21 protein-coding genes and 1 riboswitch are annotated in these 25560 nt (G+C 72.2%); of the genes, 9 read left to right on the forward strand and 12 right to left on the reverse strand.

From position 1 onward, the window contains the following. Positions 1–156: 156 nt before the first annotated feature. From cobU to K343_RS0105495, 8 genes are read right to left on the reverse strand one after another with little or no spacing between them, the layout of a single operon-like run. Complete coding sequence (gene cobU / locus K343_RS0105460; RefSeq protein WP_028007186.1) at positions 157–678, reverse strand: bifunctional adenosylcobinamide kinase/adenosylcobinamide-phosphate guanylyltransferase; 522 nt, start codon at positions 676–678, stop codon at positions 157–159. Further along, on the reverse strand, positions 675–2138 hold the full coding sequence (locus K343_RS0105465) for a cobyric acid synthase (protein WP_028007187.1): 1464 nt from the start codon (positions 2136–2138) through the stop codon (positions 675–677). Before K343_RS0105465 ends, cobU begins: the two co-directional genes overlap by 4 nt. Continuing rightward, entirely contained in the window at positions 2135–3175 is a 1041-nt protein-coding gene (gene cobD / locus K343_RS21115; RefSeq protein ID WP_043112238.1) for a threonine-phosphate decarboxylase CobD, read from the reverse strand. Before cobD ends, K343_RS0105465 begins: the two co-directional genes overlap by 4 nt. After that, complete coding sequence (cbiB, locus tag K343_RS0105475; RefSeq protein WP_043112239.1) at positions 3168–4121, reverse strand: adenosylcobinamide-phosphate synthase CbiB; 954 nt, start codon at positions 4119–4121, stop codon at positions 3168–3170. Before cbiB ends, cobD begins: the two co-directional genes overlap by 8 nt. Then, positions 4118–5413 carry a cobyrinic acid a,c-diamide synthase CobB gene (locus K343_RS0105480; RefSeq protein WP_028007189.1) on the reverse strand — a complete coding sequence of 432 codons (1296 nt, stop codon included), beginning with the start codon at positions 5411–5413 and terminating at the stop codon, positions 4118–4120. The genes cbiB and K343_RS0105480 overlap by 4 nt, the downstream gene beginning before the upstream one ends. Then, positions 5410–6024 carry a cob(I)yrinic acid a,c-diamide adenosyltransferase gene (gene cobO / locus K343_RS0105485; RefSeq protein ID WP_028007190.1) on the reverse strand — a complete coding sequence of 205 codons (615 nt, stop codon included), beginning with the start codon at positions 6022–6024 and terminating at the stop codon, positions 5410–5412. The genes K343_RS0105480 and cobO overlap by 4 nt, the downstream gene beginning before the upstream one ends. A gap of 26 nt (positions 6025–6050) precedes the next feature. Beyond that, positions 6051–6647, reverse strand: a complete 597-nt coding sequence (locus tag K343_RS21120) for a hypothetical protein (RefSeq protein ID WP_051277986.1) — start codon at positions 6645–6647, stop codon at positions 6051–6053. Positions 6648–6700: 53 nt separating this feature from the next. After that, entirely contained in the window at positions 6701–8587 is a 1887-nt protein-coding gene (locus tag K343_RS0105495) for a TonB-dependent receptor domain-containing protein (protein WP_043112194.1), read from the reverse strand. A 125-nt stretch (positions 8588–8712) separates the two neighbouring features. After that, positions 8713–8933: riboswitch (cobalamin riboswitch) on the reverse strand. 84 nt (positions 8934–9017) lie between these two features. Here K343_RS0105495 and K343_RS0105500 point away from each other — a divergent pair. Beyond that, complete coding sequence (locus K343_RS0105500; RefSeq protein ID WP_028007192.1) at positions 9018–9374, forward strand: arsenate reductase; 357 nt, start codon at positions 9018–9020, stop codon at positions 9372–9374. Positions 9375–9492: 118 nt separating this feature from the next. On the opposite strand, the gene K343_RS0105505 is transcribed toward K343_RS0105500, so the two are convergent. Beyond that, positions 9493–10251, reverse strand: a complete 759-nt coding sequence (locus K343_RS0105505; RefSeq protein WP_043112195.1) for an SDR family oxidoreductase — start codon at positions 10249–10251, stop codon at positions 9493–9495. A gap of 122 nt (positions 10252–10373) precedes the next feature. On the opposite strand from K343_RS0105505, the gene K343_RS0105510 reads away from it, so the two are divergent. Then, positions 10374–11294, forward strand: coding sequence for a LysR family transcriptional regulator (locus tag K343_RS0105510; RefSeq protein ID WP_028007194.1), 921 nt, complete (start codon positions 10374–10376; stop codon positions 11292–11294). Positions 11295–11418: 124 nt separating this feature from the next. Here K343_RS0105510 and K343_RS0105515 read toward each other — a convergent pair whose 3' ends face one another. After that, a complete protein-coding gene (locus K343_RS0105515) occupies positions 11419–12312 on the reverse strand; it encodes a carboxypeptidase-like regulatory domain-containing protein (RefSeq protein WP_028007195.1) in 894 nt (297 codons plus the stop codon). Between the two features lie 393 nt (positions 12313–12705). Between K343_RS0105515 and K343_RS23270 the strand changes: the two genes are divergently transcribed. Continuing rightward, positions 12706–13647 (forward strand): hypothetical protein, encoded by a 942-nt coding sequence (locus tag K343_RS23270; RefSeq protein WP_051277987.1) that lies wholly within the window; start codon positions 12706–12708, stop codon positions 13645–13647. 7 nt (positions 13648–13654) lie between these two features. Here K343_RS23270 and K343_RS0105530 read toward each other — a convergent pair whose 3' ends face one another. Together K343_RS0105530 and K343_RS0105535 are read right to left on the reverse strand one after the other, a co-directional pair. Next, entirely contained in the window at positions 13655–15064 is a 1410-nt protein-coding gene (locus tag K343_RS0105530) for an alkaline phosphatase PhoX (protein WP_043112196.1), read from the reverse strand. 169 nt (positions 15065–15233) lie between these two features. Next, a complete protein-coding gene (locus K343_RS0105535) occupies positions 15234–16262 on the reverse strand; it encodes an AraC family transcriptional regulator (protein WP_084615713.1) in 1029 nt (342 codons plus the stop codon). A 157-nt stretch (positions 16263–16419) separates the two neighbouring features. Between K343_RS0105535 and icmF the strand changes: the two genes are divergently transcribed. The 6 genes from icmF (at position 16420) to K343_RS0105565 (ending at position 25525) form a co-directional block, all read left to right on the forward strand. Further along, a complete protein-coding gene (gene icmF, locus K343_RS0105540; RefSeq protein ID WP_028007198.1) occupies positions 16420–19686 on the forward strand; it encodes a fused isobutyryl-CoA mutase/GTPase IcmF in 3267 nt (1088 codons plus the stop codon). A 118-nt stretch (positions 19687–19804) separates the two neighbouring features. Then, the gene (locus K343_RS0105545; RefSeq protein ID WP_028007199.1) at positions 19805–20350 is read left to right on the forward strand and encodes a nuclear transport factor 2 family protein; all 546 of its coding nucleotides are present in this window, start codon (positions 19805–19807) and stop codon (positions 20348–20350) included. Positions 20351–20394: 44 nt separating this feature from the next. Then, positions 20395–21399, forward strand: coding sequence for an enoyl-CoA hydratase/isomerase family protein (locus K343_RS0105550; RefSeq protein ID WP_028007200.1), 1005 nt, complete (start codon positions 20395–20397; stop codon positions 21397–21399). 86 nt (positions 21400–21485) lie between these two features. Beyond that, on the forward strand, positions 21486–22631 hold the full coding sequence (locus K343_RS0105555; protein ID WP_028007201.1) for a GGDEF domain-containing protein: 1146 nt from the start codon (positions 21486–21488) through the stop codon (positions 22629–22631). A 48-nt stretch (positions 22632–22679) separates the two neighbouring features. Then, positions 22680–23261, forward strand: coding sequence for an ACP phosphodiesterase (locus K343_RS21130; protein WP_051277988.1), 582 nt, complete (start codon positions 22680–22682; stop codon positions 23259–23261). A gap of 167 nt (positions 23262–23428) precedes the next feature. Beyond that, positions 23429–25525, forward strand: coding sequence for a pilus assembly protein TadG-related protein (locus tag K343_RS0105565; protein WP_084615715.1), 2097 nt, complete (start codon positions 23429–23431; stop codon positions 25523–25525). Positions 25526–25560: the final 35 nt, after the last annotated feature.

Genomic DNA, 25560 nt, shown 5'->3' on the forward strand with positions numbered 1-25560 from the left:
GTCCCGTCTCAGAAGTTTCTTGATGAAGTCGCCGGGGGCTTTTCGCGGCTGGCAAGGCGCAACGACGAGGCACGGCACCGCTATGGCGAGGAGGCGCAACGCCGCCAGGCACGAAAAGAACCGGCGAATTCGCATGCGAATTTCGGAGACAGGACACTAGAGACTTCCCTTGAGCGCCAGCGGCAGGCCGGCGACGGTCAACAGCACGCGCTCGCAGCGCTCGGCGAGGCGCTGGTGCAGCACGCCCGCCTCGTCGACGTAGCGCCGCGTCAGCGCGCCGAGCGGCACGATGCCGAGGCCGGTTTCGTTGGCGACGAGGATCAGCGTGCCGGGCAGCGCCGGCACGGCATCGAGCAGCGCCTCGCGCTCGCGCTCGATGCCGGCCGCGTCGGCCTCGCACAACAGATTGGTCAGCCACAGCGTCAGGCAGTCGACGATCACGACGCGCCCGGCCGCCGCCTCGCGGCGCAGCGCCGCGGCGAGCGCCAGCGGCGCCTCGACCAGCGCCCAGTGCGGCGGCCGCCGCGCGCGATGCGCGGCGATGCGCGCGCGCAGTTCATCGTCGCCGCTGTCGCGCGCGGTGGCGATGTAGCAGACCGGCGCGCCGGCGGCGGCGGCGAGGCGCTCGGCGAGCCGGCTCTTGCCGGAGCGCACGCCGCCGAGGATCAGGGTTTTCATGACGCGGCTCCGCTGCAGGCCGCGAGCAGCCGCGGCAGATCGAGATGCGTTTCCAGCGCGTCGGCGAGGCGCTCGATCGCCGCTTCGCGCAGCGCCTCGCGGTCGAGCGGCGCGGCCTCGGCGAGGCCGGCCCAGGCAAGCAGCGCCGTGCAGGCCGCCGGCGTGTCGAACAGGCCGTGCAGGTAAGTGCCGGCGATCTGGCCGTCGTCGCTCCGCGCGCCGTCGGCGCGGCCGTCGGCGAGCTGCGCGAACGGCTGCGCCAGCGCCGGTCCGGCGCTGACGCCGGCGTGGATCTCGTAGCCGCGCACTGGCGTCGCGCCATCGCCGAGGCACAGATGGCCGGCGACGTTGCGCAGCTGCTTGTCGGCAGCCAGCCGCGTCGTCAGCGCCAGCCAGCCGAAACCGTCGGCGGCGCCGGGCGGGCCTTCGAGGCCGAGCGGATCGTCGATGCGCGCGCCGAGCATCTGCAGGCCGCCGCAGATGCCGAGCACGCGGCCGCCGTAGCGCAGATGGCGGCGCAGATACGCGTCCCAGCCCTGCGCGCGCAGCTGCGCCAGATCGCTGCACACCGCTTTCGAGCCGGGCAGGATCACGAGGTCAGCCGGCGGCGGCGTCTGCAGCAGGCCGACGTAGCGGAAATCGACCTGCGGGTGCGCGCGCAGCGCATCGAAGTCGGTGTGGTTGCTGATGTGCGGCAGCGCCGGCACCACCACGCGCAGGCCGTCGCCGCTGCCGCCGGCGTCGAGCGCGTCCTCGGCGTCGAGCGCCAGGCCGTGCAGGTACGGCAGCACGCCGTAGACCGGCAGGCCGGTCTGCGCCTCCAGCCAGCGCAGGCCCGGTTCGAGCAGCGCCGCATCGCCGCGGAAGCGGTTGATGACGAAGCCGCGCACGCGCGCGCGCTCGCTGGCCGAGAGCAGCGCCAGCGTGCCGACCAGCTGCGCGAACACGCCGCCGCGATCGATGTCGGCAATCAGGATCACCGGACAGTCGACCGCTTCGGCGAAGCCCATGTTGGCAATGTCGTGCGCGCGCAGATTGATCTCGGCCGGCGAGCCGGCGCCTTCGACGACGATCGCCTCGTACTGCGCCGCGAGCCGCGCGTACGAAGCCAGCACCGCGTCGCGGGCGACGCGCTTGTAGTCGTGATAGGCGCGCGCGTCCATGTTCGACAGCGCGCGGCCGTGGACGATGACCTGCGCGCCGGTATCGCTGTTCGGCTTGAGCAGGATCGGATTCATGTCGGAACTGGGCGCGATGCCGGCGGCCTGCGCCTGCAGCGCCTGGGCGCGGCCGATCTCGCCGCCGTCGGCGGCGACCGCGCTGTTCAGCGCCATGTTCTGCGGCTTGAACGGCGCCACGCGCACGCCGCGCCGGCGCAGCACGCGGCACAGGCCGGCGACCAGCGTGCTCTTGCCGGCGTCCGAGCTGGTGCCCTGGACCATCAGCGTGCGCGCGCTCATGCGGCGACCGCTCCGCGCCCCGCTGCGCCCCGCTCGCGCAGCACCGCATGCAGCGTCGCGTCGAGCCGCGCCCAGCCGTCGGGCGGCGGCAGGCCGAAGCGCAGCCCGGCCGGCGTGCGCACGGCGCCGGCGTACAGCCGCGTCAGCACCGCGCGCCGCGCCAGCGCCTCGTGCACGGCCGGCGCGGCCGGCGTCGGGCACCACTGGAACAGCGCGCAGCCGCCGGCCGGCGCCAGGCCGTGCGCGTGCAGCAGCGTCGCGAGCCGCGCCGCGTCCGCTGCGAGACGGCGGCGCGCAGCGGCCTGCCAGGCGCGGTCGCGCAGCGCCGCCGCGGCGATCACGCGCGACGGCCCGGCCAGCGGCCACGGGCCGAGCGCGTCGGCCAGCCGCGCGCGCAGCGCGGCGCTGGCGGCGACGAAGCCGACGCGCGCGCCGGCGAGACCGAAGAACTTGCCGAGCGAGCGCAGCACGATCAGACCGTCGCGCCGCCCCGCCTCGGCCGCCAGGCTGGCCCCGGCCTCGGCGTCGATGAAGGCCTCGTCGACGATCAGCCAGCCGCCGCGCGCGGCCAGCGCGGCGTGCCAGCCGAGCAGCGTCGCGGCGTCGAAGCGCGTGCCGTCCGGATTGTTCGGCCGGGCGACGACCAGCACCTCGCAGTGCCGCGCCGCGTCGGCGCATTGCGCGGCGTCGACGGCGCGCAGCGCGTGCCCGGCCTCGTGCCAGCAGTGCGCATGCTCGCCGTACATCGGCGTCAGCACCGCGACGCGCGAGCGCGGGCGCAGGCGCGGCAGCTGCTGGATCGCCGCCTGCGAGCCGGCGACCGGCAGCAGTTCGGCGCCGTAGGCTTCTCGCGCCGCGGCGCCGAGGCCGTCGTCGTCGTCCGGCAGCGTGTGCAGCGCCGCCAGCGCGGCATGCGCGACCGCCGGCGGCGGCGTCCACGGCTGCGGATTGAGGCCGGTCGACAGATCCAGCCAGTGCGCCGGCGCCTGGCCGTAGCGCGCCGCCGCGGCGCGCACGCGTCCGCCGTGCTCAAGCATCGCGCGCACCGCCGCCGAACGCCGCGAGCAGCGCGCCGCCCAGCGCCAGGCCGGACGCGAGCAGCAGCCACAGCGCCAGCGTGCGCGCGACCAGACGCAGCGCGCGCTCGATGCCGGCCGCGTCCGGCGCGGCGCCGGCGCCGAGCGCCGGCCGCGCCTTCCACACGCCGCGGTAGTGCGCGCCGCCGCCGAGCGCGAGCCCGAGACTGCCGGCGCCGCTGCTCATCACCGGCCCGCCGTTCGGGCTCTCGCAGGCGGGCGCCTGCTGCCGCCAGCAGCGCAACGCCGCGCGCGTGTCGCCGAGCACGGCGTAGCTGAGCGCGGTGAGGCGCGCCGGCACGTAGTTCAGCGCGTCGTCGAGGCGCGCCGCCGCCCAGCCGAACGCGCGCAGGCGCGGCGTGCGGTAGCCCCACATAGCGTCGAGCGTGTTGACAAGGCGGTAGGCGAGCGCGCCCGGCGCGCCGGCGACGGCGAACCAGAACAGCGCGCCGAACACGGCGTCGTTGCCGTTCTCGAGCACCGATTCGGTCGCCGCCGCGGCGACGCGCGGCGCGTCGAGATCCTGCGGGTCGCGGCTGACCATCGCGCCGACGCGCGCACGCGCCGCCGGCAGATCGCCCGCCTGCAGCGCGACGGCGACGCGCCGCGCATGCTCGCGCAGGCTGCGATGGCCGATGCAGGCGTACAGCAGGGCGACGCCGACGCTGAAGCCGAAGACCGGCACCGCCGCAAGCGCGGCGGCGGCCGCCACCGGCGGCACGACGAGCAGCAGCAGCGCGACGACGCCGCGCGCGCGGCGCGCGCAACCGCGGTTCAGCCAGGTTTCGGCGCCGGCGGCGAGACGCCCGTACGCGACCAGCGGATGGCCGCGGCGCGGTTCGCCGAGCGCCGCATCGAGCGCGATCGCGAGCAGCATCGCCAGCGCCGTCGCCGTCAGCCCGCTCATGCGCACGCTCCGAACAGGCGCGCCGTCGCCGCCGGGTTCGACGCGAAGTAGAAATGCACGTACGAGGCGGTCAGTGCGCCGCAGCGGTAGATCGACTCGCCGGCCGCGCCCTGCGCGTCCTGCGCGCGCAGCGCCGGCGTCAGCGCGGTCTCGAGCGTCGAGTAGTGGAAGCTGTGGCCGCGCAGGACGCCGGCGCCGAAATCGGCCTGCTGCAGCGCCAGCGCCTGCAGGCGCGGCTGCATCGTCGCCGTCGCGTCGAGCAGGCCGGCGAGCGGATGCGCGAGGCCGTCGCGGTCGACCAGCGCGCGGCACACCGCCATCAGCCCGCCGCACTCGGCGAGGATCGGCCGGCCGGCGGCGTGATGCGCGCGCAGCGCGGCGAGCAGCGCGTGGTTCTGCGCGAGCCGCGCCGCGTACAGCTCCGGATAGCCGCCGGGCAGCCACAGCGCCTCGCAGTCCGGCAGCGCGGCGTCGTGCAGCGGCGAGAAGAAGCGCAGCTCGGCGCCGAGCGCGCGCAGGCAGTCGAGATTGGCCGGATAGATGAAGCCGAATGCCGCGTCGCGGGCGACGGCGATGCGCCGGCCGGCGAGCCGCGGCGGCACCGCCGGCGCCGGCTCCGGCGCGGCGAAGCGCACGCGCGGCAGCGCCGCGAAATCGAACGCGGCGCCGAGCGCATCGGCGGCGGCGTCGAGGCGCGCGTCCAGATCGGCGATCTCCGCGGCCTGCAGCAGCCCCAGATGCCGTTCCGGCAGCGCGTAGCGCGCATCGCGCGGCAGATGGCCGCGGCAGGCGAGGCCGTCGGGCAGGCCGGCACCGAGCATCCGCGCGTGCCGCGCGCCGCCGACGCGGTTGGCGAATACACCGTGCATCGGCAGGCCGTCGCGATAGCGCGCCAGGCCGTAGGCGACGGCGGCGAAGGTCTGCGCCATCGCCGACGCGTCGATCACGGCCAGCACCGGAATGCCGAAGCGCTGTGCCAGATCGGCGCTCGACGGCGTGCCGTCGTAGAGACCCATCACGCCTTCGACCAGCAGCAGATCGGCCTGCGCGGCCGCCTCGTGCAGAAGCGCGCGGCAGCCGGCTTCGCCGACCATCCACAGATCGAGCTGATGCACCGGCGCGCCGCTCGCGCGTTCGAGCAGCATCGGATCGAGAAAGTCCGGGCCGGTCTTGAACACACGCACGCGGCGACCCTCGCGCACGGCGCGGCGCGCCAGCGCCGCCGTCACCGTGGTCTTGCCCTGCCCGGAGGCGGGCGCGGCGATCAGCAGCGCAGGGCAGGACGCGCTCACAGCTCGATGCCCGGCTGCGCCTTGATGCCGGCCGCGAACGCGTGCTTGAGCGCACCCATGTCGGTGACGGTGTCGGCGGCGGCGATCAGTTCCGGCGGCGCCGCGCGGCCGGTGACGACGACGTGCTGCAGCGGCGGCCGCGCGGCGAGCGCGGCGACGACTTCGCCGACCTCGAGGTAGCGGTGCTTGAGGGCGATGTTGAGCTCGTCGAGCACGACCAGCCCGAGCGCCGGATCGCGCAGCATCTCCCGCGTCACGTCCCAGGCGGCGCGCGCGGCGCGAATGTCACGCTCGCGGTCCTGCGTCTCCCAGGTGTAGCCCTCGCCCATGACGTGATAGCGGACCTGCGCGTAGCGCCGGAAGAAGCGCTCCTCGCCGGTTTGCCAGCGGCCCTTGATGTACTGCACGACGCCGACCTGCATGCCGTGGCCGAGCGCGCGCGCGACCATGCCGAACGCCGACGAACTCTTGCCCTTGCCGTTGCCGGTCAGCACCAGCAGCACGCCGCGCTCGGTCTGCGCCGCCGCGATCCTGCCGTCGACGACAGCCTTCTTGCGCTGCATGCGCGCGCGATGACGCGCGTCGAGACCGGCTTCGTCGTCGCGGCGCATGTCGCCGGCGTCCGCGGTCGCGTGGCTCAAGCCTGCGGCCGTTCGTCGCGGCCGCCGCGCCACTGCGGCAGCACCGCGGCGGCGACGATGTGCAGCAGCGCGATCAGGGCCAGATACGCCGGCGTGACGGTGACGAAGTTGACGTAGTAGCGCGCGAAGCGCTGCAGATACTCGGCCAGGTTCGGCTCGGCGTAGCGGCCGCCGAGCCAGTAGAACGAACCGTTCGAGATCAGATAGGCGAGATGGGTGGCGACGATCGCCGCGCCGGCAAAGCGCAGCAGCGTCCGCGGACGGAAGCGGTAGCCGCGGCGCAGCCACGCGCCGGCCAGCCACAGCGCGCCATGCGCCGGCACCAGAAAGGCGTAGGCCGGCGTCACGCAATAGTTGCTGATCCCGAGATGCTGGATGACGACGTAGTCGATCGCGACCGCTTCGAGCATCAGCGCGGTGAACACCACGAGACCGCGGCGACCGGCGAAGTAGAAGCCGCCGGCGAAGAACGTCGCCCACGATGCATCGGGCAGTTGCGCGAAGTGCGCGTAGCGCGTGCTCAGCATCAGCAGCGCGAGCAGGCCGAAGATCGTCAGCGCCGCGGGACGGCTCAGATTCAAGGTGCTGTTCATGTGGACCTCCTGTTGAGCAAGAGGCCCGGCGCCGGACGGCGCCGGGCGCAGTTTCAGCCGGCCGGCGCGTAGCGCACGGTGAAGAACCAGCCGGTGCCGGGCGAGCCGTAGCCGGCAGCCGTCTGATAGTCCTTGTTCAGCACGTTGGCGGCCTTCGCCTGCAGCGTCCACGACGGCAGTACGCGCCAGTCGGCGCGCAGATCGAACGTCGTGTAGCCGCCGAGCTTCACCGTGTTGGCGACGTTGTCGTAGCGCTCGCCGGACGCGAACACCGTCGTGCCGATCGAGAACGCGCGCCAGTCGTGGTCGAGATCGACGCGCGCCGTCTGCCGGGCGCGGCGCGGCAGCGCCTTGCCCTTGCCGGCGCCGTCGCTGCGGTTCTCGGCGTCGAGCCAGTTCAGGTACAGCTGCGCGCGCAGTGCGTCGCGCTGCGCGCCGAGCTGGGCCTCGGCGCCGAGGATGCGCGCCTCGCCGATGTTGTCGGGCGCGCCGTAGTCGCCGCTCAGCGGGTTGTAGACGATCAGCTGGTCGACGGTCGTGCGGTAGCCGTTCAGCGCCCAGTTCCAGCGGCCGCCGGCGAAGCGGCCATCGCCGCCGGTGCTGAGCTCGACGCTGTGCGAGCTTTCCGGCGCGAGCGTCGCATTGCCGTAGCCCGGGTAGTAGAGATCGTTGAAGCTCGGCGCCTTGAACGCCGAGCCGTACGAGACGCCGGCATGCAGGCCCTCGGACCAGCGATAGGCGTAGGCGACGGCGCCGGTGTCGTGCGTGCCGTACTGCTGGTTGTCGTCGTGGCGGCCGCTCAGCTGCAGCTCGTGGCCGGCGCGACGCAGCTGGTACTGCGCGAAGACGCCGGTGTTGTCGCGCGTGTCGACCGCGTAGGCGGTATCGCCGCCGACGCGGTCGTGCGTGAAGTCGACGCCGGCGCTGAGCATCTGGCCGGCGCCGACGCGCAGGTCGTTCTGCCAGGAATAGCTGTCGCGATAGGTCTCGATCGAACCGCGGTTGCGCGTCAGGCCGCCCATGTAGTCGTCGACCGGCGTGTCGTGGAACGAGTCGCCGAAGTCCTGGCTCTGGCCGGCGCCGAGCGTCACGTCCCAGACCGGCAGCGGCGAGAAGCGCGCGCGGCCGCCGAACAGCTGCTGGCGGTTGTAGGCCTCGTTGCTGTAGCTGCCGTCGTACTCGTTGTGACTGTCGGCGCGCAGGTAATGCGCTTCGAGCGTCGCGCCGTTCGCGAAGGTCCAGCCGCTGTTCAGCGAGCCCGACGCGCTGCGGAAACCATCGTGATCCGGCTCGTCGCCGGCCGGCCTGACGTTGATGCCGTCGGTCGTCGAGCCGGCGAGACCGACGCTGTACCAGCCGCCGCGGCCGTAGCCGCCGCGCACGCTGCCTTCGACCTTGCCGCTGCCGTAGTTGCCGCCGCCGAGCGAGAACGCCGGCGTCAGCGCGCCGCCGGCGCTGCCGCGCCGGGTGAAGATCTGGATCACGCCGCCGATCGCCTCGGAGCCGTACAGGCTCGAACGCGGGCCGCGCACGATTTCGATGTGGTCGATCAGGTCGACCGGAATCTGCTCGTAGGCCGTGGTGCCGAGCGTCGCCGAACCGACCTTGAGGCCGTCGATCAGCACGACCAGATGATCGCCGTTGGTGCCGCGCATGAACAGCGAGCTCGCCTTGCCGGGGCCGCCGTTGCTGACGACGTTGACGCCGGGCAGGCCGACCAGCAGCGCCGGCAGATCGCGCGGCTGCAGGCGATCGATGTCCTCGCGGGTGATGACGGTGACCGGCGCCTGCGTCTCGCCGGCTTTCTCGGCGACGCGGCTGGCGGTGACGATGATGGTGTCCGGATCGGCCGCGGCGACTTCGAGCGGTGCGGCGGATTGGGCGTAGGCCGGCGCGACGCCGGCGGCGATGAGTGCAACGAGCGCCTTGTTGAAAGGCATGGACGATCTCCCGGTGCCGTCGCCCCACGCGACGGCCAGTGGTCTTGGGTCGAAGACCGCGGGAGAAACCTTCGGGCAGGCGCGACCGGGAACGGATCTCGCCTGTTCCGGCAGCGCCCACCGCGAGCCTTCACGTGATCCGGGCCGGTATCCGGGCTCGCGGTTTTGTCGATCCGCGCCTTCCCATGTCGGATGACACAGTGGCTCGTTGCGGACGACGACACGCTTACCGTTGCGGGGGCAGCGCCGGCCTGATCGTCGCCGCAAGGCGAACGACGCACCGGCTTCCCGTTTAACCGCACCGCCGGTGAAAGGCGGCGCGGCACCTGGAACGGCGCGCACTGTATGCGAGCGCGCGCGGCGGAACAAGCGCCGACCGGACGAGGCGGCGCCGCATCTACAATGCGCCGCGTCCCTCATTTCGCGCCCCATGATCACGCTCTACGGCATCAAGAACTGCGACACCGTCCAGCGCGCCCGCCGCCGTCTCGACGACGACGGCATCGCCTATCGCTTCCACGACTTCAAGACCGAGGGCCTGAGCGCCGCGCTCGCGCAGCAGTGGCTCGACGCGCTCGGCGTCGACGTCGTCGTCAACCGCAAGGGCACGACCTGGCGCCGCCTCGACGAAGCCACGCGCGCCGGCCTCGACGCGTCGAACGCCGCCGCGCTGCTGGCGCGCGAGCCCTCGCTGGTCAAGCGCCCGGTGATCGTCTGGCCGGGCGGCATCCTCGCCGGCTTCGCAAAAAGCGACGAGGACGCGATCGTCGCGCGCCTGCGCGGCTGAAGCGCCGCGCGGCCACCTTCAGACCGCGAAGTACGGCGCCAGGCGACGGCGGCGGGATGCCGCGCGCGCGGCTCGACGAAACCGCGGCAGCAGGCCGCGGTTCTCCGTTCGTTGCCGTTCAGACCATGCCGCCGTTGGCGCGCAGCACCTGGCCGTTGATCCAGCCGCCGTCGGGGCCGATCAGGAACGCGACGCTCGCGGCAATCTCGTCCGGCGTGCCGAGCCGTTCGAGCGGGTTGAGCCTGGCGAGGCGCTCGATCAGCTCCGGCGACTTGCCGTCGAGGAACAGCTCGGTCGCGATCGGGCCCGGCGCCACCGCATTGACGGTGATCGAGCGGCCGCGCAATTCCTTGGCCAGCACCCCGGTCAGCGCTTCGACCGCCGCCTTGCTCGCCGCGTAAATGCCGTAGCGCTCCAGGCGCAGGCCGAGCACGCTGGTCGAGAGGCTGACGATGCGGCCGCCGTCGCGCAGGCGCCGCGCGGCCTCGCGCAGGCCATTGAACGCCCCCTTGAGGTTGATCGCGATCTGGCGGTCGAACAGTTCGTCGCCGGCCTCGCCGATCGCCGCCAGCTGCATCACGCCGGCGTTGTTGACGAGCACGTCGACGCCGCCGAACGCGGTCGCGGCGGCGTCGAACAGCTGCGCGACGGCGGCCGGATCGGCGACGTCGGCGCGCACCGCGAGGCCGCGGCCGCCGGCGGCTTCGATCTCGTGCACGAGCGTTTCAGCGGCGGTGCGGCTGCCGGCGTAGTTGACGACGACGGCGTAGCCGTCGTGCGCGAGCCGGCGGGCGATGGCGGCGCCGATGCCGCGCGCGGCGCCGGTGACGATGGCGACGCGGGCGTTCGGGGTCTCCGGAATCCGGGGGACGTTCATGGCAATGCTCCTGTAGCGGGAATGGCCTCATGGCCGACCCGCACAGGCTATGAATTCACGCTTTCCGGATAATCCCGCAGAATCCGCGAAGACCTTCCGGATTATCCGAACAAAGGACGGCGATGGACCGGATCGACGCGATGCGCCTCTACACCCGCGTGGTCGAGCGCCGCAGCTTCACGCTCGCCGCCGAGGACCTCGGCCTGCCGCGCTCGACGGCGACCGATGCGATCCAGGCGCTCGAAGCGCGGCTCGGCGTGCGCCTGCTGCAGCGCACGACCCGCCACGTGCGGCCGACGCTCGACGGCGAGGCCTACTACGCGCGCTGCCTGCAGCTGCTCGACGAGTTCGAGGACGCCGAGTCGGCGTTCCACGGCAAGAAGCCCGGCGGCCTGCTGCGCGTCGACGTGCACGGCACGCTGGCGCGCCGCTTCGTGCTGCCCGGCCTGCCGCGCTTCCTCGCCGAGTACCCGGAGCTGCAGCTGTACCTGAGCGAGGGCGACCGCCTCGTCGATCTGGTCCGTGAGGGCATCGACTGCGTGCTGCGCGTCGGCACGCCGAGCGAACCGGAAATGGTCGCGCGCCGCGTCGCGACGCTGGCCGAAGTCAGCTGCGCCGCACCCGGCTATCTCACCCGGCACGGCGTGCCGGCCTCGCCGGATGCGCTCGACGGCCACCGTATGGTCGGCTTCCGCTCGTCGGCGAGCGGGCAGCTGCTGCCGCTCGAATTCACCGTCGACGGCGTCGTGCAGACGCGCCTGCTGCCGGCGACGGTCTCCGTCAACGGCGCCGAGAGCCTGGTCGCCGCCGCGCGCCTGGGCCTGGGCCTGATCCAGGTGCCGCGCTACCACGTCGAGGACGATCTGCGCCGCGGCACGCTGGTCGAGGTGCTGCCGCAGCATCCGCCGTCGCCGTCGCCGGTCTCGCTGCTGTACCCGCGCAACCGGCATCTGTCGCCGCGCGTGCGCGTGTTCATCGACTGGGTGGTGCGCGCGTTCGAGGCGCAGCCGGACAGCGACGGCGTGGCGCGCGCCTCGACCTGAAGCCCGGCAACGGCGCGCGACTCCTGCGCAGCGCGCACACCGGGCCCCGGACTTCGGCGCCCGGACGTCGGCCCGGCGCGCCTCAATGGCGCCGGAGCCGCGCGGTCAGTGCGCCGTCGCGCGGTCAGTGCGCCGTCGCGCGCCACGCGAACGACACGCGCGCGGTCCGGCCGGGCGCGACGGTCACGGTCGCGGTCTGCTCCTGCTCCGCGTAGCGCGCACGCACGACGTAGCGGCCCGGCGGCAGGTCGGCGAGCAGGTAGGGACCGTCGGTGACGACATCGAGCAGCGTCGCGCCGCCGACTTCGCTGACGCTGACCGGGATCGACGCGAGAAACACGCCGCGGCCGTCCTCGTTCGCCGACAGCGTCAGCGCCAGCGAGTAGCGCGCGGCGGCAGCCTGGATCGCGGCCGCCTCCTCGCTGCCGACGCCGCCGGACAGATACGGCACGCCGCCTTGTACCCGGACCGGCGGCAGCGCCGGATCGCGTGCCGCGGTGCCGGCGTCCGTTGCGGGCGCCAGCGTCGGCGCCGCGCTCGGCGGCGCGGCCGCCGCCTCGTTCGCCGCCTCGTTCGTCAGCTGCGACCAGCTCAGCGCGAGGCGCTGCGGCCGGCCGGCGACGAGCTGGACGACGCGCGTCCGCGTCTCGCCGCCGTAGCGCGCCGCGATCTCGTAGCGGCCGGGCGGCAATTGCACCAGCAGATACGGGCCGTCGCTGACGACGTCGAGCAGCGTGCGCCCGGCATCGTCGCGGATCGTCAGCGGCACCGTCGCCAGATAGACGTCGCGGCCGCCGCTGCGCGCCGACAGGCTGATGCTCAGCGCGAACTGCTCGCGCGCGGCCTGGATCGCCGCGGCTTCGTCGCTGCCGATGCCGCCGGACAGATAGCGGATCTCGCCCTGCGTCTGCAGCGGCGGCAGCGCGGCCGCGGGCGAGGCCGCGGCGACCGACGACAGCATGACGGCGAGCAGCGCCGCGCCCACCCACGCGCGCACCAACGTGCCTTTCCCGGCCATGGCGGAACTCCTGCGACGTCCTGTCGAAACCCGAGGATGCGGCAAGCCCGCCGCGCCCGCCAGCGGCGGCCGGCCATCGCCCCGGCGCGCGCGCAGGCCGGCCGACGCCGCGCGGACCCGGAAACCGGCGCGCCGTTCGTCGCCCGGGCCGGGCCGCTCGTACCGACGAGCGCCGCGCCCGCGCGAGGTGCCGGTCGGGTTTTTCCCGATCCGCCGTGCACCGCGGCATTCGCACGGCAGCGGGCCGCGAAACGGCCGCCGGCACGCCGCGCCGGAACGCGCGGCCGGCGCGGTCGGGCGATACCCGTCCGGATCGCGCTGACGCGAGGCCGCACCGCGCTGACGAGACTGCGACGGCGAGCGCTGTTTCCGTCGTCCGCCCGACCGTCCGCCATGCCGACCATCGCCCCGCCCGTCCGCCGCCCGATGCGCCTGCTCGCCCTGCTGGGCGCGGTGCTGGCGTTCGGCGCCGGCTGCGCCGCCTCGGCGGCACCGAGCCCGCCGGCCGACGACGATGCCGCCCGCATCGGCGCTGGCGCCGCGCGCGCGCCGGGCACCGACTACCGCAGCACCGCGCTGGCGGACGGTCGCACCCGCGTCAGCACCCGCATCCGCAGCTTCGACGGCGAAACGCTCGATCTGACGTTCGAACTGCCGGCCGCGGCCGGACGCGATTCGCTGCGCGAGTTCGGCATCCACGACGCGGAACTCGAATCGCTGCGCGCCGCCTGTCTCGCCGCGCCGCGCTGCGAGCAGGCCGCCTTCGACCGGCAGACGACGCGCTACTACCGCGAGCACGCGCTGCGCCTGCGCCCGGTCGCCGGCCAGGTCTCGCGCCTCTCCGTGGATATCGCCGAAGTCGTGCGCCGCAACCGCGCTCGCGTGCGGCCGGTCGCGCAGGCCCTGCGCGCCGCCGCCGCCGCGCGCGGCCGCGACGCGGACTGGACGATGCGCGCGGCGATCGCGCTAGTGCAGACCGGACTCCTCTACCGGCGGCCGGCGCTCAGCGAAGACGGCCGCCAGATCCTCGGCTTCTATCCACCGCCGCGCGCGCTGGAACAGGGTTACGGCGACTGCGATACCAAGGCGGCGCTGCTGGCGGCGATCCTGCAGAACCTCGGCGACACGCCGCTGGTCGGCGTGCACGTGCGCCGCCACTACCTGCTCGGACTGGCGGCGACGCCGCGCGCCGGCGAAGCGGCCATCACGCACGGCGGCCGCCCCTGGGTACTGCTCGAAGCGGCCGGCCCCGCGCAGCGCGCGCCCGGCCGCATCGCCGACAGCACGCAGGCCGCGCTCGCGCGCGGCGAGGGCCTGCGCATCGATCCGCTGTGAGCGGCCTTCAGCGGCCGCGGTAGGCCGGCGGAATCGTCAGCTCGTAGGTGACGCCGGAGCCGGTCTTGCCGATCGCCAGGTTCGGTCCGCGCTGCGAGCTGAAGTAAAGCCGCGAACCGTCGGCGGTGAACGCCGGGCCGGTCAGTTCCGAGCCGCCGAGCGTGATCTGCAGCAGCGTCTTCGCCGGCGCGCCGGGCACGATCACCATCAGCCGCATCGCCTCGCCGTCCTCGGCGACGACGATGTCGCCGGCCGGGCTGACCACGAGGTTGTCGACGTCGTCGAACGGCGGATCGATCGAGGCGTTGTCGAACACGGTCTGGATCAGACCGTTGTCGATGTCGTAGGCGTAGACGCGGTTGTCGCCCTTGGTGGTGAAGAACACCAGCGCGCGCGTCGCGCCGCTGCCGCCGGCCGGGATCGCGGTCAGCGCGTCCGGCACCGCGTAGTGCCAGATGCCTTCGCCGCCCTTGAACACCGTGCCCGGCACCGCCTGACCGGCGGCGGCGAGCGCCGAGCGCACCTCGCCCTGGGCGCGGCCGGGCTCGGCGACGTCGATCCAGCTGACCTTGCGCAACAGGCGGGCGTGGTCGTCGCCGTCGATGTAGGCGTCGTTCTCGTAACCCTCGACGTTCATCACCTGCAGGCGGCCGCTTTCCATCTTCAGCCGCGTCACGCCGTTCTCGGTGACGAGATCGCTGGCGTCGGCGACGAAGCGGTAGAAGCGGCCGTCGCCGGCGTCCTCGGTCAGAAACACCGTGCGCGTCGCCAGATCGATGCAGGCCGCCTCGTGATTGAACAGGCCGAGCGCCGGCAGCGCGCGCGCGTCGTCCGGCGTGCCGAACGGCTGGCACTCGTAGACCTGGCCGTCGCCGGTTTCCTCGCAGGACAGCCAGGTCTGCCACGGCGTTTTGCCGCCGGCGCAGTTGCGGCGCGTGCCGTCGAGGATGCGGTAGGCGGCGGTAACGGTGCCGTCGGCGGCGAAGCGCAGCGCGCCGACGCCGCCGTCGCGGCTGGAGCCGAACACGCTGCCATTGACGCTGGTCTCGCTGTTGCTGACGTAGACCCAGCCGCCGTCCGGCGCATCGAACACGGCGCCGCCGTCCGGTGCGTTGTGCCAGACGTAACCGCTGAGGCCAAGCAGGTCGAAATTGCCGGTGACCGGATTCGTGTAGTGCCGGGCGACCGCGCGGATCGAGAAGCCTTCCGGGATGAGGATGCCGTCGAGCCCGGCGTCCTGCAGCTCGCTGATCGTCGACAGCGGCCCCGGCGTCACCGGCAGCGCGTCGCTGCGCGGCGCCGCGGCGTCCGAGCCGCTGCCGCCGCAGGCGGCCAGCCACGACGGCAGGCCGAGCGCGCCGGCGCCCAGGAACACGCGGCGCAGGAATTCGCGACGATCGCTCGTCGCAGTGAACATGGCATGAGGCATCGAATCACCCGCTCGCTGGCAAGGAAAACGCGGCAGCTTCGAAAGGCCTTGTGACGCTTTGATGTATTGCCAGACGGCCGACCGCAGGGCGTCAGCAAGGGGCTGGATTTACCTGTATTGCCGGCGTTTCGACGGGCTTGCGACGGCGGGCGCCGGCTCAGGGCGACGGCCCCGCCGCACCGCGCCGGTAGTCGCCGGGACTGACGCCGGTCCACTGGCGGAACGCGCGGTGGAAGGCGCTCGGTTCGGCGAAGCCGAGCGCCTGCGCGATCTCGCCGACCGGCAGGCGCGAACGCGTCAGATAGCGGATCGCCAGATCGCGGCGCAGCGCGTCCTTGATGCGCCGGAACGACTGGCCTTCGTCGTCGAGGCGACGGCGCAGCGTCGACACGCCGAGGCCGAGGGCGGCGGCCAGCGCCGGCAGATCCGGCCACTGCTCCGGCGGCGTGCCGCGCAGCTGGCGGCGGACGCGCGCGGCGAGGCTGCGCGGGTTGCGGTACTTGACGATGAAATTGCGCGGCGCGCGCTGCAGGAACTCCTTGGCGCTGCGCTCGTTCTGCACGACCGGCGCAGCGAGCTCGATGGCGTCGAAGGTGAAGACGGTCTCGGGCGCGTCGAAGCCGACGTCGCCGGCGTAGACGATCATGTATTCGCGCCACCACGGCGGCTGCGCGTAGGCGAAGCGCGCGGTGCGGATCGCGATGCGGCGGCCGATCAGCCAGCAGAGCAGGCCGTGCAGCAGCACGAACAGGGTCTCGTGCGCGAAGCGGCGGCGCTGCTCGCCGGCGTCGCGCAGCACCACGAAGCGCAGCCGCGCCAGCTCGCCGTCGGCCTCGAAGACGATGCGGGTGTCGTCGAGCAGCAGGTTCAGCAGGCGCGTGCCGCGCAGCAGCGCCTCGCGCAGCGTGGGCGTGTGCAGCGTCAGGTGGGTCAGCGTCGCGAAGCTGCCGACCTTGAGGCGCCGCGCGTCGAGCCCGAAGAATTCGTCGTCGAGCGCGCGCGCGATCTCCAGCCACAGCGTGCCGAAGGCGTCGGCCGAGACGCGCGCCTCGTCGGCCGCCAGCCAGTCCGGATCGATGCCGGCGCGGCGCAGCAGCGGCAGCGGCTCCAGGCCGCGCCGCGTGACGCCTTCCAGCGCCTCCCGCACGAAGGCAATCGCCACGCTGCCTTTTTCCATCGTGATCATGGCCTTGCCGATGCGCTCCGGGTCCTCCGAATGGACGGCAAATTATGGCAAATTCGCTCGCTGCTCACGGCGCTTTCCGGCATCCTCGCGGCGCCGGCCGGCGCCTAGAATCTGCGGTCGTCCCAGAGGGCCGCCAGGCCCGAAGCCGGTATCCGCCATGAACGACCTCTCCGTTGCCGCCCATCTGAAGCCGTACAAGGCCCAGCACAAGATCCGCCTCGTCACCGCGACCTCGCTGTTCGACGGCCACGACGCCTCGATCAACATCATGCGCCGCATCCTGCAGTCGACCGGCGCCGAAGTCATCCACCTCGGCCACAACCGTTCGGTCGGCGAGATCGTCAAGGCCGCGCTCGAGGAAGACGCACAGGGCATCGCCGTGACCTCGTATCAGGGCGGCCACGTCGAATTCTTCAAGTACATGGTCGACCTGCTGCGCGCCAACGGCGGCGAGAACATCAAGGTCTTCGGCGGCGGCGGCGGCGTGATCGTGCCGGCCGAGATCAAGGAGCTGATGGGCTACGGCGTCACCCGCCTCTATTCGCCCGAGGACGGCGCGACGCTCGGCCTGCAGGGCATGATCAACGACGTCATCCAGTCGAGCGACTACGATCTCGGCGCGCTCGCGCCGCAGCCGGCCGAGGTACTCGACGCGCTGCGCAGCGGCGACCGCCGGCGCCTGGCGCGCACCATCACCGCGCTCGAGAACGGCGAGTATCCGGACGGAGTGCGCGAGGCGATCCGCGCCGCCGCCGCCGAAGTACAAACGCCGACGCTCGGCATCACCGGCACCGGCGGCGCCGGCAAGTCCTCGCTGACCGACGAGCTGGTGCTGCGCCTGCGCCTCGACCAGGGCGACCGCCTGAACGTCGCCATCGTCTCGATCGACCCGTCGCGCAAGCGCACCGGCGGCGCGCTGCTCGGCGACCGCATCCGCATGAACGCGATCGACACGCCGAAGGTCTACATGCGCTCGCTGGCGACGCGCGACACCGGCTCCGAGCTGTCGGCGGCGCTGCCGGACGTGATCGCGGCCTGCAAGCTGTCGGGCTTCGACCTCATCATCGTCGAGACCTCGGGCATCGGCCAGGGCGACGCCGCGATCGTGCCCTTCGTCGACACCTCGCTGTACGTGATGACGCCGGAGTTCGGCGCCGCCTCGCAGCTCGAAAAGATCGACATGCTCGATTTCGCCGACTTCGTCGCCATCAACAAGTTCGACCGCAAGGGCGCCGAGGACGCGCTGCGCGACGTGCGCAAGCAGTACCAGCGCAACCGCGAGCTGTTCATGCAGGCGCCGGACACCATGCCGGTCTACGGTACGATGGCCTCGCGCTTCAACGACGACGGCGTCACCGCGCTCTACCAGGCGCTCGCCGCGAAACTGCAGGCGCTGGGTCTCAAGCTCGACGACGGCCGCCTGCCGAAGGTCATGGTCAAGGCTTCGTCGCAGGGCCGTGCGATCGTGCCGGCCGAGCGCGTGCGCTATCTCGCCGAGATCGCCACCACCGTGCGCGGCTATCACCACGAGATCGCGCAGCAGGCGCGCATCGCGCGCGAGCGCCAGTCGCTGAAGATCGCCAAGGCGCTGTTCGAGCAGGCCGGCCGGCCGGCCGCCGGCTTCGACGAGCTGGTCTCGGCCAAGGACGGCGAGCTGACGCCGCAGGCGCAGAAACTGCTCGAGCGCTGGCCGACGCTGGTCGCGCAGTACAGCGGCGACGAGCACGTGGTGAAGATCCGCGACAAGGAGATCCGCACCAAGCTGACGAGCGAATCGCTGTCCGGCACGCGCATCCGCAAGGTCGCGCTGCCGCGCTACGAGGACGACGGCGAGACGCTGCGCTTCCTGATGAAGGAGAACGTGCCCGGCGAGTTCCCGTACACCGCCGGCGTGTTTCCGTTCAAGCGCGAGGGCGAGGATCCGACGCGCATGTTCGCCGGCGAAGGCGACGCCTTCCGCACTAACCGCCGCTTCAAGCGCGTCTCGGAAGGCATGCCGGCGCATCGCCTGTCGACCGCCTTCGACTCGGTGACGCTGTACGGCTGGGACCCGGACCTGCGCCCGGACATCTACGGCAAGATCGGCAACTCGGGCGTCTCGATCGCCACGCTCGACGACATGAAGGTGCTGTATTCGGGCTTCGACCTGTGCGCGCCGACGACCTCGGTGTCGATGACGATCAACGGCCCGGCGCCGATGATCCTGGCGATGTTCATGAACACGGCGATCGACCAGCAGGTCGAGGCCTTCGAGCAGGCGCAGGGCCGCAAGCCGGATGCCAGCGAGTACGCGCAGCTGCGGGCGCGCACGCTGTCGACCGTGCGCGGCACCGTGCAGGCCGACATCCTCAAGGAAGACCAGGGCCAGAACACCTGCATCTTCAGCACCGAGTTCGCGCTGAAGATGATGGGCGACATCCAGGAATACTTCGTCGCCCACAAGGTGCAGAACTTCTACTCGGTGTCGATCTCCGGCTATCACATCGCCGAGGCCGGGGCGAACCCGATCAGCCAGCTCGCGTTCACGCTCGCCAACGGCTTCACCTACGTCGAGTCGTACCTGGCGCGCGGCATGAAGATCGACGACTTCGCGCCGAACCTGTCGTTCTTCTTCAGCAACGGCATGGACCCGGAGTACTCGGTGATCGGCCGCGTCGCGCGCCGCATCTGGGCGGTGGCGATGAAGAACCGCTACGGCGGCAACGATCGCTCGCAGAAGCTCAAGTACCACGTGCAGACCTCGGGCCGCTCGCTGCACGCCCAGGAAATGGCGTTCAACGACATCCGCACGACGCTGCAGGCGCTGATCGCGATCTACGACAACTGCAATTCGCTGCACACCAACGCCTACGACGAGGCGATCACCACGCCGACCGAAGAGTCCGTGCGCCGGGCGATGGCGATCCAGCTGATCATCAACCGCGAGTGGGGCCTGGCCAAAAACGAGAACCCGAACCAGGGCAGCTTCATCATCGACGAGCTGACCGATCTGGTCGAAGAAGCGGTGCTCAAGGAGTTCGAGGCGATCGCCGCGCGCGGCGGCGTGCTCGGCGCGATGGAAACCGGTTTCCAGCGCGGCAAGATCCAGGAAGAGTCGCTGCACTACGAACACAAGAAGCACGACGGCTCGCTGCCGATCATCGGCGTCAACACCTTCCGCAATCCGCACGGCGAGTCGGTGCCGGAGACGATCGAGCTGGCGCGCTCGACCGACGACGAGAAGCAGTCGCAGCTCCAGCGCCTCGCCGACTTCCACCAGCGCCACGCCGCCGACGCGCCGCAGCTGCTCGCGCGCCTGCGCGACACCGTGATCGCCAACGGCAATGTCTTCGCGGTGCTGATGGACGCGGTGCGCGTCTGCTCGCTGGGACAGATCACGCAGACGCTGTTCGAAGTCGGCGGCCGCTACCGCCGCAACATGTAGGCGCCGGCCGGCGGGGCGGGCGCCGCTGCCGCTGGGCGGCGGCGCGCTTCGTCCCTTCGGAGGAACAGCGGCGACGGCGCGCGGTGCTACGGTCGGCGCTCACCGACCGGAGAACCCGATGCGCCCGGACCTCGAACGCGAACTCGAAGCGCTGCTCGACAAGCAGGCGATTCATGAACTGATCGCCGCCTACTGCAACGCCGCCGACCGCCACGACTTCGACAAGATGCGCGCGCTCTACCACGACGACGCGATCGACGAGCACGGCCGCTTCGCCAAGGGCCCGGCCCGCGAGTTCCTCGACAAGCTGCCGCAGATCCAGGCGCCGATGGCGATCCTGCATCACAACGTGACGACGGTGAACCTCAAGCTCGACGGCACCTGCGCCGAGGGCGAGGTCTACCTGATCGCGATGCATCAGGTGCGCGACGGCGACGCGCTGTACGACGTGCTGATCGGCGGCCGCTACTTCGACAAGTACGAGAAGCGCGACGGCGTGTGGAAGTTCAGCCACCGCTCGATCGTCGCCGACTGGGCCTATCCGGCCTCGCCGAGCAAGGTCGACCTGCAGCATCCGTTCCTCGCCGGCGCCTACATCGGCGAGCCGGGCCCGGCCGATCCCTCGTACGGCTTCTTCCGCCTGCTGCGCCGCGGCGTGCGCTGAGCCCCCGTTTGCCGCACAGCACGTCGCTTCCTTACCGTGACGACATGAATTCCGACTTCCCGATCCTGAGCGTGCCGCAGGCCGAAGCGCTGGCGCGCCTGCACGAGCGAGCGCGCTACGGTCCGCTCGGCGCGCCATGCCTGCTGCTCGATCTCGCCGAACCGGCCGCCGACGCGGCAGCGCTCGCACGCTGGCTGCACGAGCTGCCGGCGCCGGTGATCGGCATCGGCGCCGCCGTGGCTGGAGACGCGCTCGCCGCGGCCTGCGACGCGCACGTCGAAAGCGCCGAGGCGGCGCTGGCGCTCGCCGAAGCCGCCGCGCGCACGCCGATCGCGGCGATGACCCTGGTGCAGCTGCTGCGTCTCGCCGAAACGCTGCCGCTCGCCGACGCGCTGGTCGCCGAATCGCTGGCCTACGCGACGCTGCAGAACGGCGCGGAGTTCCGGCGCTGGCGCGCGTCGTTCCGCGCACCGCAGGCGCCCGCGGCTTGCGCAGCACCGGACGACGGGCCGGCGGTCATCGCCGAGCGCGACGGCGCGATGCTGCGGCTGACGTTGAACCGGCCGGCGAACCGCAACGCGATGACGGTCGAGATGCGCGACGCGCTGTGCGAGGCGCTGCAGCTGGCGGCGGCCGACGAGGAGATCGCACGCGTCGAGATCGGCGCGCGCGGCAAGTGCTTCTCGACCGGCGGCGACCTGCGCGAGTTCGGTTCGGCCCCGGACCCGGCGACCGCGCATCTGGTGCGCAGCCTGGCGCTGCCCGGCCGCTGGCTGGCCGCCGTCGCGGCGCGCGCCGAGGTCGTGGTGCATGGCGCCTGCGTCGGCTCCGGCATCGAATTCCCGGCCTTCGCCGGCCGCCTGCTCGCCACCGACGGCGCCTGGTTCCAGCTGCCGGAGCTCAAGTTCGGCCTGATCCCGGGCGCCGGCGGCTGCGTCAGCGTCGCGCGCCGCATCGGCCGCCAGCGCACCGCCTGGCTGGTGCTGTCCGGCCAGCGCATCGACACCGCGCAGGCACTCGACTGGGGGCTGGCCGACGCACGGTGTTGAGACCCCGCGGATAGGCGGCGCCGCGCGGCACGCGTCCGGTTAGTCTGCACAGGCGATCCGGAGGAGCAACCGCGTTCGCGGAACATATGAACGACACGGACGTCTACCCCAGCGCGCCCCGGGCCGACGCGGCGCGCGAGCGCTCGCTCGATCTGATCGGGCATGTCAGCCTCAGTCTCGGCATCGATATCCTGCTGCTGGCGCTGTTCGTCGCCGCCGGCACGATCAGCGTTCGCGTGCCGCTGCTGTACGCGGCCATCATCGGTGCCACGCTCGCCGCCCTGCGCGCCCTGCTGCAGCAGCCGTGGGTCCGGCAATGGCGCGATCCGGGACTGACGCGGCCGGCGCTGCTGCTGCTGTCGGCCATCGAGCTCGGCTTTTCGCTGTACAGCCCGCCGCTGGCGTTCTACTTCCTGAACCTGCTGTTCCTGGCCTTCGCGTTCGCCGCGCTGAACCTCGATCTGCGCGGCATGCTGTCGAGCTTCATCCTCGTCGCGCTCGGCGGCATGTGGGTCCGCCTGCGGCTCGGCGACGCGCTGCACATTCCGAGCCGCACCGGCGCGGAACAGGTGCTGGTCTGGCTCGGCCACGCCAGCATCCTGCTGCGCTGCTGCGTCGTCGGCTGGTACGGCAACCGCCTGAGTCTGCAGCTGCAGCAGCGCAATCACGAACTGTCCGAAGCGGCGCAGGAAATCACTTATCTGGCGACGCACGACAACCTTACCGGCGTCTTGCGCCGCGTCCCGCTGTGGGAGCTGATCGAGCGTCAGCCGGCGCCGCCACCGGGGCACTGCGTGGCGATGCTGGATCTCGATCGCTTCAAGAACGTCAACGACCGCTACGGACATGCGGTCGGCGACGAGGTCCTGCGCCTGTTCGCGACCACCGTGCGCAACGCGATCCGTCCCGGCGACGCCCTCGGCCGCTACGGCGGCGAGGAGTTCCTCATGCTGCTGGCCGGCACGGCGCCGGCCGCGGCGCTGGCGGTCGCCGAGCGCGTGCGGCTCGCCGTCGCCAACGCCGACTGGCCGCGCCTTGCGCCGGACCTGCGGGTCACGGTCTCGATCGGGGTCGCCGCCGGCAAGCCCGGCGAGACCGTCGAGCAGCTCGTCGAACGCGCGGACCGCGCCGTCTACGCCGCCAAGCAGGCCGGCCGCAATCGCACCATGCTGCTGCGCGACGACGGCGTCTTCGAAGCGGCGACGCCGCCCGAGGCGGTGCCCGCCGGCTGATCGCGCCGCGATCTGGCCATGCCGGCGCCGCCGCGGCATGCTCGACGCATGAACTTCCTCGCGCACCTGTGGCTCGCCGACCGGACCGGCACCTCGCTGGCCGGCAGCGTGCTCGGCGACGTCGTGCGCGGCGCCGAGCTCAGCGCCTATCCGGCCGAGATCGCGCTCGGCGTGCGCCTGCACCGGCGCGTCGACGCGGCCACCGACCGCCATCCGCTGACGCAGGCGCTGCGCGCCACCTTTCCGGCGGCGACGCGGCGCTACGCCGGCATCGTGCTCGATCTCGCCGCCGACTATGCGCTCGCCCGCGACTGGGCGCGCCACGCGGACGAGCCGCTGGCGGCGTTCGCGACGCGGGCCGGCGCGGCGATCGCCGAGGCGGCACCGTGGTTCGAGCTCGCCGGCGGACGGCGCAGTTCGGCGCAGGGATTCAGCGCGCTGCTGCTGTCGTACGGCGAGGCCGCCGGTATCGACCGCGCGCTGCAGAGAACGGCGCAGCGCCTGCGTGCGCCGGAGCCTCTGCTGAGCGCCGCGCGCGACTGGCGCGAGCAGGTGCCGGCACTGCAGGCCGCGTTACCGGCGCTGCTCACCGACCTGCGCCTGGACATGCAGGCCGCCGCCTCGCGCTGAGCCGTGGCGCCGACGGCCAGGCGCCGCGGCACCGCGGATGACATCGACGGAAATTCCGATTTCCACCGTCGGTCGCGCCGTTCCCGCCGTTCGCCGCACTGCAACAGAGAAACGCCGAAACGCACAGGCATGCTCGGAGCGCTTTTTCTCCAGCCCGGAGTGCACGGATGCGCCCTCACCTACGCCCATTGCACCGTCAACGCGGTGCGGTCGCCATCTTCGTGGCCGTCGCCATCACGGCCCTGCTGATTTCGGTGCTGCTCGCCATCGAAGTCGGCCGTATCTATCTGGCGCACCGTCATCTGCAGAAGATGGCGAACCTCGCCGCGCTCGACGCCGCCCGCGTCGTCAGCGGCTGCGCAAATCCCGACAACGTCACGCAATCGAGCCTGGTCGACGCGGTCAACACCAGCCTCGACCGCAACGGCACCCGCAGCTCGCTGACCTCGGTGGTCGTCGAATCCGGCGTCGTCAAGGCCGGCGCGCAAACCAAGCGCCGCTATCTGCAGCCGACCGCGCTGTGGCAGGCGCGCGCCGCGCGCGTGACGCTGAACGCGCCGTTCCCGACCGCGCTGGTGCCGCTGCTGCTGCCGGGCCAGAACAGCACGATGAGCGCGTCGGCGACGGCGCAGCAGGAAGCGGTCGGCAGCTTCTATCTCGGCTCCGGCCTGCTGTCGCTGAGCGGCGGCCTGCTCAACGATCTGCTCGGCGCGCTGCTGTGCCCGCTCGGCACGCCGGGCAGCAGCTGCCGCACGCAGGTCGTCAATCTCAATCTGCTCGACAGCACCAAGGGCCTGGCCAGCGTCAACCTCTCGCTCGGCAACCTGCTCGGCGGGGCGACCAAGATCGGCCTCAACGTGCAGGACCTGTCGCAGCTGATCGACCTGCAGCTGACGCTGCCGCAGTGGCTCGGCATCCTCGGCTACGGCCTCGAATACGCCGTCAACGAGACCGGCGGCCAGCTCGGCAGCGGCGTATCCGGCCTGATCCGCGGCCTCGGCGGCGTCGCCGACAGCAGCCAGACTTTCAGCCTGGCGCAGATCCTCAACGTCACCGGCGGCCTGCTCAACAAGCCGGTGTCGGGCCTGCTCGGCGCGATCCCGATCGTCAACGGCCAGGACCTGCTGCTGGCGCTCGGCCAGGCGGCGAAGGCCAACGCCAGCGGCAGCGTGCAGCCGATCGCGCTGCCGGTGCAGGTCAGCCTCGGCGGCCTGCTCAACGTCTACGTCTTCCTGCAGGTGCTCGAACCGCCGAAGTTCGCGCTCGGCCGCGCCACCGGCCATCCGGCGTCGTGGAGCGGATCGGCCGCCTATGCCGACTGCAGCGACGGCGACTACACCTGCGCGCAGACCAGCCAGATCCGCCTGCTGGTGCGCGCCGGCATCAACGACAAGATCCTCGGCCTGCTCAAGCTGCGCCTCGGCGTCGATCTCAACGTCGCCGCCGCGGCCGCCTATCTCGACGCGCTCGAATGCCCGTCGTCGCAGGTTCCGCATCCGACCGCGCATCTCAGCGCCGTGCCGTCGGTCGCCGTCGTCGCGCTCGGCCCGTACGCCGGCAACCCGGAAGACGCCAAGAATGCGCCGAAGATTCTCAACATCCCCGGCAATCCGCAGGAAACCAAGCCCTATCTGCTGCAGCTGTTCCCGGACCAGGGCCTGCTCGGTGCCCTGCAATGGCTGCTCGGCTGGGCGCTGGGCGACCTGAAAACCACCATCTCGCTCAACGCGCCGGTGACGGGGACCGTTGGCGATAGCAGCTTCCGCGCACTGTCGCCGGTCGAGGAATACGACCGCACCGCCACCGCCGGCAAACCGACCGTCTACGCGGCGGAGGGGCGGACCGGCGCCGCCGCCGCCCACAATCCGCAGACCGTCGGCACGACCGGCGTGCTGCACAGCCTCGTCGGCAGCCTCATCAACAGCCTGGCCTGCGGCGATCTGTCGGCCACCTGCAACCTCGCCCAGATGCCGAACATCAGCGTGCAGGGCCCGGAATGGCAGAAGGATTCGGCCAACGTCGTGACGCTGCTGCTCATAGGGCTGGCCGATCTGCTGAACATGGCGATGCCGGTCGTCTCCGGCATCCTCGACATTCTCAATTTCCTGCTGCAGCCGCTGCTGTCGCTGCTCGATCTCATCGTCGACGGCCTGCTCAAGCTGCTCGGCATCCAGCTCGGCACGGCGATGGTGATCATGAATTCGGTGACGGTCGACCAGCCGCACCTCATCACCACTGCGCTGCCGAGCGACATTCCGCTGTAGGCCGCGCACGCGCGGCGCGGCCCCTCGTCAACATG

This window comes from Solimonas flava DSM 18980, from assembly GCF_000426685.1.
Classification (GTDB): domain Bacteria; phylum Pseudomonadota; class Gammaproteobacteria; order Nevskiales; family Nevskiaceae; genus Solimonas; species Solimonas flava.